We start from the raw sequence: 8,972 nt of genomic DNA, 5'->3' as shown, positions 1-8,972 counted from the left end.
TTTGTCCCGAATAGTTAAAGTAAAAAATGGAAGGATCAGAAAATACAGAAGAGGTTTTACATCCTCGAATATTAGATTATTATCAGCTCCAACGGAAAGGCCCATCATTATTGCAATGATTGTTACTACAATGAAAGTCAGGACTAAAGCAGAATATTGGATGTTTACTCTTTCTTTTTTCCATAACCAGTAACACGTATATGCTATAGCCGTCGCAAATAATACCATTCTAAGGCTCAACGGGCCAATAGCTGTAAATCTGCCACCGCCACCAAGAATGATTTCCAGGAGTATAATTTGCAGTAATATGGTTCCAAAGGCCTTCATTTCACTTATTATTCAAGGCAAGAAGGGCTGCTCTTAGAAATGATATTGATTTGTAAATCATACCAAGTCGAACTGCCCTTCTGATAATCAATTTGTTGCTGTTGAGCAGTGGATTTACTTCCCTTTTATATTTCAAAGTGGAGTTGCAGAAGTGCTTAAACCGCTGCAATGTGGCTTGTTTGTTCCCGAATTGCTCAAGACCGGAAAATTGATGTTCACATGTGAGCTCAATAATTTTGAAATCAGGGTGTATTTTTCTGAACCTTTCAATAAAAGCAAAGTCGCTATAGTCAAGCGGAAAGCTTTCATTATAGCCTCCACAAGACCAGAAGTCTTCAACATTTATCAGTAGCCCGCTATTGACGGGCATGACTTGATCTAAAGAGTAGCTTCCGGGTTGTATGTGGTTTATTATTCTTCCCTCTCCCGATTTTAAGCTAAAGGGACTTATTAATTTTCGCTTAAAAAAAAGGTATGGCGCAAGCAAACCAGCTATATTTTCTTTTATCTCATTACCATAAATGTTAATAGCCTCACTGGGAAAAAGAGTGTCCTGGTCCAGTAGCAGCAGCCATTTTTTGCCGAGAGCTTTGGCTAAGGCCCCACCATGATTAAATGCTTTGCTAACACCGCTGTTTGCCGGATCGTGAAAATAGTGGATATGCCATGAGCTATGCTTCTTCCCTGTGTACATTCTATTTGGAGAGTTATCATAAACCAAAACTTCCAGGCGGTCTGACGAATATAATAATGACTTCGAAAGAGACCGAAATGTCTGAGACTGCTCAAGGGACGTATTGTAAAGAACTATGGTTGCCAGTATACTATTGCAAAGTTTTTTTTCTTTCGGCATCTTGTTATCTGCTTAGTTTGAATACGCCAAATACCGAATGCTCACGATGAAATAACCTGAGGTTTAGAAATAGCATAAGAGTGAGAAATAGTTCTGTAGTTAAGGCTGCAACGGCGCTACCGTAAGCTGAGAAGATTGAAACAAGAATTATATTAAGAGTAATGTTGAAAACTGCTCCTCCGACTGTAATATTCGCATAGCTGCTTTTAAAGTTATATGCCAGCATCGTCTGGGTTGCGGGAAGGCTCAAGGCAGCGAATAATGGAATTAAACTGACAATCTTCAGCAAATTGGAAGAATGTTCCAGATGTTCCCCTGAGAATAGTTGCACTATGTTATCAGAAAAAATATAAACGATTATCGCCAAAGGTATAAAGCTTATTAAGCACAGCCTGACAATAGATTTGAGAAAAGTGATAAGTTGGTCAAAAGACTTTTCTGCAAGGAGGCAGACCGTTGGAAATATCGTTTGGTATAGCAATACGGCGGGGGCACGGATTGCCAAAAGTATTTTCTCAACTATGGCGTAATAACCTGTACTTATAGGATCGGCAATGAAACCAAGAATAAGCAAATTTGAATTGCCTGCGACAAAAGTAGAAAATACTGATAAAAATATAGACTTGTTTACCTTAAGCTGATCTATGATAAGGGAAGATGAAGGGTAAATGATCTTAATTTGGTACTTAATAAGAATTACCCATATTGCAGTCAATCCTACTAGGACTTGGCTTGCTCCGAAATAAAAATTAATCCAAATAAAATCACTGCTGCCATTGATAAATAGAAAAATAAATATTGTAAACAGAGTTTTTGAAATGATGTTCATTAGAGCTACACTGGCCATTTTTTCTATTCCTTGAAAAAACCAGATTGGAAGAAGCATTTGCCCAATAACTATCGAAAAGCTGGTTAAAAAGAGCAGTGAGTAGTTGCTCCATTCCGGAATTATAATTACTAATAAGTAAAAAACTAAAAAACTTGCCAGCAGCAATACGATTTTTGTGAAATAGAGCTTACCGAATATTTCGGAGATTTTATCTGGAGTGTTCCGGTTCAATGATACTTCACGAACTGCTGAAATGGAGAAACCATAATCAACAAAATGTATGAAATAAGTTACTACGGCCTGTGCAAATGCCACAAGTCCAAATTCTTCAATCCCGATAATTCGTAGTAGGTATGGATAAATAATAAGAGGGATAAGAAAGTTGGCTCCCTGAGAAGCAGATAACCAGGTGAAATTTTTAAGTAATGGTTTACTCCTAAACATTTTTTCTTCACGATATTAACAGGCATGGTTAAGATAATTAAATTATCTGAGGTTTATCAAGAGGGTAAAAGGTGAAATTTAAGTGTGAGCGGGTGTAATGGAAGGAAATCACATCATAAAAAAAGCCTGGCCACCACAGCCAGGCTTTCAAATTAAAACCAACTAGACATTAACATTAAAATTAACTTCCACATGCTTCGCATGCATCGGGATTATCAAGTGAGCAGACCATATCTGCGCGCTTTTGATCTTCATTCGTTGCTACAGGTTGGTTTGCAGCAGGTTGTTGTTTGGCAGACTTATCAACCGTGAACTGAATAGCAGAAGCCGCAGCTTTTGATCTAAGATAATACATACCAGTTTTTAAGCCTTTCTTCCACGCATAGAAGTGCATAGAAGTAAGTTTTCCAAAGTTTGGATCCTGAATATGTACGTTCATACTCTGGCTCTGGCAGATGTATGCACCTCTGTCAGCCGCCATATCGATAATTGCTTTTTGTGAGATTTCCCACACTGTCCTGTAAAGGTCTTTTACGTGCTGAGGGATCTCAGGTATATTTTGAATAGAACCGTTTGCTTCTATCAGTCTGTTTTTCATGCCATCATTCCAAAGACCAAGACCGATCAGGTCTTTCATCAAATGCTTGTTTACAATGATAAATTCTCCTGAAAGGGTTCTTCTGGTATAGATATTTGAAGTGTATGGCTCAAAGCATTCGTTGTTTCCGAGTATTTGAGATGTTGAGGCAGTAGGCATCGGAGCCAAAAGCAATGAATTTCTTACTCCATTTTTCTTAACCTCTTTTTTAAGGCTGTCCCAATCCCATCTGCCGGAATCAGGTGTTACACCCCACATATCAAATTGGAATATTCCTTTAGATACCGGTGAACCTTTGAAAGTTTCGTATGGCCCATACTCTTTTGCAAGCTCCATGGAGGCAGTCATTGCAGCAAAATAGATCGTTTCGTGAATGTGCTTGTTTAAACCACGGGCTTCGTCAGAATCAAACGGCATCTTCAACATAAGGAAAGTATCTGCCAATCCTTGTACACCTATACCTATTGGCCTGTGTCTGAGGTTTGATTTTTTTGCCTCTTCTACAGGATAGTAGTTGATATCAATTACCTTGTTAAGGTTTCTGGTGATCACCTTGGTGATCTCGTAGAGCTTTTTATGGTCAAATTTTCCATCTTCAGTAACAAATTTCGGCAAGGCAATAGATGCCAGGTTACATACAGCAACCTCATCAGGTGCCGTGTACTCCATGATCTCAGTACATAAGTTACTTGACTTTATAGTACCCAGGTTCTTCTGGTTAGATTTCTTGTTTGCCGCATCTTTGTACAACATATAAGGTGTACCTGTTTCTATCTGAGCTTCAAGTATTTCAAACCAAAGGTCTTGCGCTTTTACCTGCTTTCTGTATTTACCTTCCCTTTCATATTTGGTGTATAACTTTTCAAAATCATCACCATAACTCTCAGAAAGGCCGGGAGCTTCATTTGGGCAGAATAGAGACCAAACATCATTGTCTTCTACTCTCTTCATGAAAAGATCAGAAATCCATAAAGCATAGAAAAGGTCCCTTGCCCTAAGCTCTTCCTTACCGTGATTTTTCTTCAGGTCAAGGAAATCAAATATATCGGCATGCCATGGTTCAAGATAAATAGCAAAACTGCCTTTTCTTTTTCCACCACCCTGATCAACATAGCGAGCTGTCATATCAAAGTTTCTAAGCATAGGAACAATACCATTGGAAACCCCACCGGTTCCTTTAATATATGAGCCTGTTGCTCTTACATTATGGATACTAAGACCAATTCCTCCGGCTGATTGAGATATTTTTGCACATTGTTTCAATGTATCATAAATACCGTCAATACTGTCATCCTGCATAGTCAACAGGAAGCAAGAAGAGAGCTGAGGTTTTGGAGTGCCTGCATTAAAAAGAGTAGGAGTAGCATGGGTAAACCACTTTTCGCTTAGTAAGTTGTAAGTTTCAATAGCGGCTTCTATATCATCCATGTGGATACCAACAGCAACCCTCATGAGCATGTGCTGTGGCCTTTCCACAATCTTACCATCGATTTTCATCAGGTAAGAGCGCTCCAATGTTTTGAACCCAAAGTAGTCGTAGCTAAAATCACGATCATAAATGATCGATGAATCCAGTAATGCCGCATGTTTCTTGATAACCCCATATGCTTCCTTAGAAAGTAGCGGTGCATTTTCTCCTGTTTTAGGATCTACATAAGTGTAGAGCCTTTTCATAGTGTTAGAAAAGGACTTGCTCGTAACCTTGTGAAGGTTAGAGATTGCAATTCTGGCTGCCAGTAAGGCAAAATCAGGATGTTTAGTTGTCAATGAGGCTGCTGTTTCTGCAGCGAGATTGTCCAACTCTACCGTTGTTACTCCATCATAAATACCGTTGATCACCTTCTTTGCTATATCAACCGGCTCAATGTAGTTAAGATCCAGTCCATAGCATAGTTTTTCAATGCGGGCCGTTACTTTGTCGAACTTCACGGACTCCCGTCTTCCATCTCTTTTTATTACTAGCATCTCATGGGGTTTTTTGGGTTACGAATAAGTTTAAAAAAATTAAAAATCTTCATCTAATGAGAATTTTGGAGCGTCATCGTCTTTATTTCCTTTCATTACGCCAGCCTTTTGATAGTCTCCAACCCTCTTTTCGAAAAAGTTAGTTTTTCCTTGCAGTGAAATCATTTCCATAAAGTCAAAAGGATTTGTTGCTCCATATGCCTTTTCACCTACCAACTCCAGCAATAACCGGTCGGCAACAAATTCAATATATTGACACATGAGGTCTGCATTCATACCTATCAGGCTTACAGGCAGCGCATCAGTGACAAACTCTTTCTCAATGCTTACGGCATCTTTGATAATGTTTATAATCGTTTCTTTTGGTAACTTGTTTACTACGTGATTATTATAAATCAGGCAGGCAAAGTCACAATGCAAGCCTTCATCCCGTGATATAAGTTCATTTGAAAAGCTTAATCCAGGCATCAGGCCTCGCTTTTTTAACCAAAAGATAGAACAGAAGCTTCCTGAAAAGAAAATTCCTTCAACTGCAGCAAATGCAACAAGTCTTTCCTGAAAACTCCCTTCATCAATCCATCGTAAAGCCCAGTCAGCCTTTTTCTTAACGCAATCCATAGTTTCGATAGCATTAAAAAGCTTATCCTTTTCAGCAGCATCTTTTACGTAAGTGTCAATAAGAAGCGAATAAGTTTCAGAATGAATATTTTCAATAGCTATTTGAAAGCCATAGAAAAATTTGGCTTCGGTATATTGCACCTCTGCAACAAAGTGTTCCGCAAGGTTTTCATTTACAATACCATCACTGGCGGCAAAAAAGGCCAGAACATGTGAAATAAAATGTCTTTCTCCGTCTGACAAGTTATTCCAGTCCCTCATATCCTGACTTAAGTCTATCTCTTCGGCGGTCCAGAAACTCGCTTCAGCTTTTTTGTAAAACTCCCATATATCATCATGTTTTATGGGAAACAGTACAAAGCGATTTTTATTTTCTTTAAGAATTGGCTCTACAGCTCCTGTTTCATTATCACTCATCTTATCACTCAATTTTTAAAATTTGAAAACATCTGACCTAAAGAGATAACAGGTAAACCCTAAAAAGTTTTCCTGATTATTTTAATTTTAGTTGATTTTATGCCTAAAAATTACAAGGAATTGTCAGGCTTTTGTTTGGCTTTGACAGCAGCCATTAGGCCATACAAATATTAGCAAATGAGCGTTAAAATCAAAGTCAGGTAACCGGGTGCGAACGGGTAATAACATTTGTCACTTAAATTACTAATAATCAGTCAGTTAACTAGTTATTTTTAATAATCACTTATGCCGTATTTGGCCAAAAATGAGGGTTCTAAAAAAAATAAAAAGTTTTCCACAACCTCAAGCGCTATGCACATCCTTATGTGAATAGCAAAAGCAGATTTTCTTACATGAAAATTACTTCCCAAAGAGCCGCTCTTTCAAGTCATCAGGTACATGATCCAAGTAAGGTTCGTGTTCATTAATGAACCAGTCAGACGGGCCGTAATAGGTGTTGCTAGTAATGGGGTCAACAAACTTTACATATGCTCCCGATTTGTGTTTGTTGGAAAGAGCTGCGGATATTGAGCTGCGTACCTTACTTTTGGTTAGCTTAGGCTCCTTTTGAATAATGTAGTCAATAACTTCCGAAGAAGTAAATATCTTAGTCTTAACCTCTTGATAATGAGTTATTTTCTTTGTCCATGGCCATTCCTCCTGATAGCGATTGGGTTCCCATCTTGGTGGTGTGTACGATGGGGTATCGTGAAATATTGATAAACTGGTTAGTGCGCTGATGTGATTATCTATTTCTTCAATCTCCTTTTTAAAATCCTCAATTTTGGCTTCAAGGGCCTTTTTCTTCTCACTTAGAGCCTTCAGGTATAAATCGGCGTATTTCTCAGGGACATTTATTTTCATGGTGGAAAAACCCTTCTCTAATAATGATTTAGCAATATACACTAAATTGGCAAGCGAGTCAAGCGATTCGAGCAAGCGCATCAAGCGAGTGATTCTGGCCTTTATGATTTTTGCATGTTACACCTTATATTATATAATTACATTTTTTAGTGGGCGCAGGTTCGTTCAATGGGCCTTTTTGAAAATCAACAAAGAGTTTGATATTTAATAATATTGAATTATCTTTGCAATCCATTTTTCAAAAAATTCAAAGTTACATGTACGCAATAGTTGACATAGCCGGAAAGCAGTTCAAAGTAACAAAAGACCAATTCGTATACGCTCCAAAAATGGACGGCGAAGAAGGCGCTTCCGTTGAGTTCGACAAGGTTTTGTTGTTTGGAGATGACAAAACTGTCGAAGTAGGTGCACCATTACTTAAAGGTGCTAAAGTAGCAGGTAAGATCCTGGGACATGTTAAAGGTGACAAGGTAGTGGTTTTCAAGAAGAAGAGAAGGAAAGGCTACAAAAAAAGAAATGGTCACCGACAGGAATTCACTAAAGTTTTAATCGAGAACATTTCAAAATAAGAAAACACCATGGCACATAAAAAAGGAGCAGGTAGTTCGCGTAACGGAAGAGAGTCGGAAAGTAAACGACTTGGCGTTAAAATTTTTGGCGGACAAAAAGCGATTGCCGGAAATATTATTGTAAGACAAAGAGGTACTCAGCACCACCCCGGACAAAATGTTGGGATAGGTAAAGACCATACTTTGTTTGCTCTTACTGATGGCGTTGTTACGTTCAGAAAAGGAAGAAATAACAGATCATTTGTTTCTGTAGAAGCCGAAGCATAAGGTCAGTTTTAGACATTAATTTAATGAAGAGGCCGTCTTAAAAGTTAATTTGGGACGGTTTTTCTTTTTACAAGAGATCAGATATTTTTAGAGTTTATTTTTTCAATTTCCAAATTATAAGTAAAAGCTGCCATTGTTATACTGCCACTTTGACCAGGTTGTGTGCCGAGACCAGTAGTTTCCTCCCAATCTCTACCTTAGCACAACCTTTAAGAAGCCTTTTTGCTTGATGTTGCCAAATACGGCCTCTACGTTGCAGGGGTGATGTTTGGTGTTTTATCCCTTCTTGTTGATAATAATCTTTCTTTGGCGCAGTCTTTAAATTTATTGAGCAGATGGTGTATACTTATGATTGAGTTGCTTTTTGGCCAGGGCAAATATCTCTAATGGCAGTAGTCAACCTGATAAAGGGTGTGATTTTGTGAATAACCTTGCTTGTTTCTCGGTATTTGATTCTATCCGGTGCATAGGCTGCCCTATGGCGCAAAAGTAGGTATCTGTTTTTTGGGGTGAGACTTGGCTTCCTGATATCCTTTTGGTTTATCAAATTTTGATCTGTCTTTGTTACTGCTATTCATGGAAATAGTTGCTATCCAAATTTTCTTTATTGATTTCGATGACAGTTTGCCCCTGTAGTGTGTATTGTTTGCGTGGCTTCCATTTTGTTTATAGGCATATACTTCTTTCAAATTCACGTTCCCTGAATCGTCCTACGGGAAGGTCACCTGGCTAAAATTTTCTTTAAGTACGTTTGATCAGATCACTGCGAAATCGGTTGATCGTGTTATGGTTCGGTTTGTTCATTCCGGCTAGTCACATAACGAGGGAGTTTTTCTTTCAAGGCATTTTACGGCTTGCCTGAATGTCCCCCGTTTATACTTACTCATAATTGGGTTGAATATGCTCAATCATCTGATGAATCAATTTTGGTAAGGTGGTTCTCATTACATCTCCTCTGAAGATGGAGGTAGGACCATCATTAATTGGTTGACATTATACTCCACATATTACCTTTTTTGAAATTATGCTCAAACGTCTGAAGAATGGCAGGGTGTTCCTTATTTTTAAGTTTAATACGTTAACTTACTCAAGTTCATTTATCCCTCATTTTGTGGTATTTACATATTAAATGTTTCATTTGTTCAAAATGCCCTAATATTCGTTTCGAAACAATATTTAAGT

At 38.2% G+C, this 8,972-nt stretch carries 8 protein-coding genes; 2 read left to right on the top strand and 6 right to left on the bottom strand.

Features of this window, described 5'->3' with window-relative positions; genetic code table 11:
- The 6 genes from E1163_RS30940 to E1163_RS05480 all read right to left on the bottom strand — a co-directional run.
- The coding region (locus tag E1163_RS30940; RefSeq protein ID WP_221417940.1) for a hypothetical protein at window positions 1-327 on the bottom strand (327 nt) is incomplete at its 3' end.
- 1 nt (window position 328) lies between these two features.
- Window positions 329-1,180 carry a glycosyltransferase gene (locus E1163_RS05500; RefSeq protein ID WP_155170323.1) on the bottom strand — a complete coding sequence of 284 codons (852 nt, stop codon included), beginning with the start codon at window positions 1,178-1,180 and terminating at the stop codon, window positions 329-331.
- A 4-nt stretch (window positions 1,181-1,184) separates the two neighbouring features.
- A complete protein-coding gene (locus E1163_RS05495) occupies window positions 1,185-2,453 on the bottom strand; it encodes an oligosaccharide flippase family protein (RefSeq protein WP_155170321.1) in 1,269 nt (422 codons plus the stop codon).
- A 181-nt stretch (window positions 2,454-2,634) separates the two neighbouring features.
- Window positions 2,635-5,016, bottom strand: a complete 2,382-nt coding sequence (locus E1163_RS05490; RefSeq protein WP_155170319.1) for a ribonucleoside-diphosphate reductase subunit alpha — start codon at window positions 5,014-5,016, stop codon at window positions 2,635-2,637.
- Between the two features lie 39 nt (window positions 5,017-5,055).
- Window positions 5,056-6,051 carry a ribonucleoside-diphosphate reductase small subunit gene (locus tag E1163_RS05485; protein WP_155170317.1) on the bottom strand — a complete coding sequence of 332 codons (996 nt, stop codon included), beginning with the start codon at window positions 6,049-6,051 and terminating at the stop codon, window positions 5,056-5,058.
- A gap of 399 nt (window positions 6,052-6,450) precedes the next feature.
- Window positions 6,451-6,954, bottom strand: a complete 504-nt coding sequence (locus E1163_RS05480) for a hypothetical protein (RefSeq protein WP_155170315.1) — start codon at window positions 6,952-6,954, stop codon at window positions 6,451-6,453.
- A gap of 257 nt (window positions 6,955-7,211) precedes the next feature.
- Here E1163_RS05480 and rplU point away from each other — a divergent pair, with 257 nt between their 5' ends.
- Window positions 7,212-7,523, top strand: coding sequence for a 50S ribosomal protein L21 (rplU, locus tag E1163_RS05475; protein WP_155170314.1), 312 nt, complete (start codon window positions 7,212-7,214; stop codon window positions 7,521-7,523).
- 9 nt (window positions 7,524-7,532) lie between these two features.
- Entirely contained in the window at window positions 7,533-7,790 is a 258-nt protein-coding gene (rpmA, locus tag E1163_RS05470; RefSeq protein ID WP_155170312.1) for a 50S ribosomal protein L27, read from the top strand.
- The last annotated feature ends 1,182 nt before the right edge of the window (window positions 7,791-8,972 follow it).

This window comes from Fulvivirga kasyanovii (genome assembly GCF_009711405.1).
GTDB classification, from domain to species: Bacteria; Bacteroidota; Bacteroidia; order Cytophagales; family Cyclobacteriaceae; genus Fulvivirga; species Fulvivirga kasyanovii.
The sequence above is the reverse complement of the archived record's forward strand: the minus strand, read 5'-3'. Positions and strand labels throughout refer to the sequence as shown.

Bases quoted from the DNA above. Each gene is read 5' to 3' on its own strand.
- E1163_RS05500 (WP_155170323.1), bottom strand. From the start codon at position 1,180: ATGCCGAAAGAAAAAAAACTTTGCAATAGTATACTGGCAACCATAGTT.
- E1163_RS05495 (WP_155170321.1), bottom strand. From the start codon at position 2,453: ATGTTTAGGAGTAAACCATTACTTAAAAATTTCACCTGGTTATCTGCT.
- E1163_RS05490 (WP_155170319.1), bottom strand. From the start codon at position 5,016: ATGCTAGTAATAAAAAGAGATGGAAGACGGGAGTCCGTGAAGTTCGAC.
- E1163_RS05485 (WP_155170317.1), bottom strand. From the start codon at position 6,051: ATGAGTGATAATGAAACAGGAGCTGTAGAGCCAATTCTTAAAGAAAAT.
- E1163_RS05480 (WP_155170315.1), bottom strand. From the start codon at position 6,954: ATGAAAATAAATGTCCCTGAGAAATACGCCGATTTATACCTGAAGGCT.
- rplU (WP_155170314.1), top strand. From the start codon at position 7,212: ATGTACGCAATAGTTGACATAGCCGGAAAGCAGTTCAAAGTAACAAAA.
- rpmA (WP_155170312.1), top strand. From the start codon at position 7,533: ATGGCACATAAAAAAGGAGCAGGTAGTTCGCGTAACGGAAGAGAGTCG.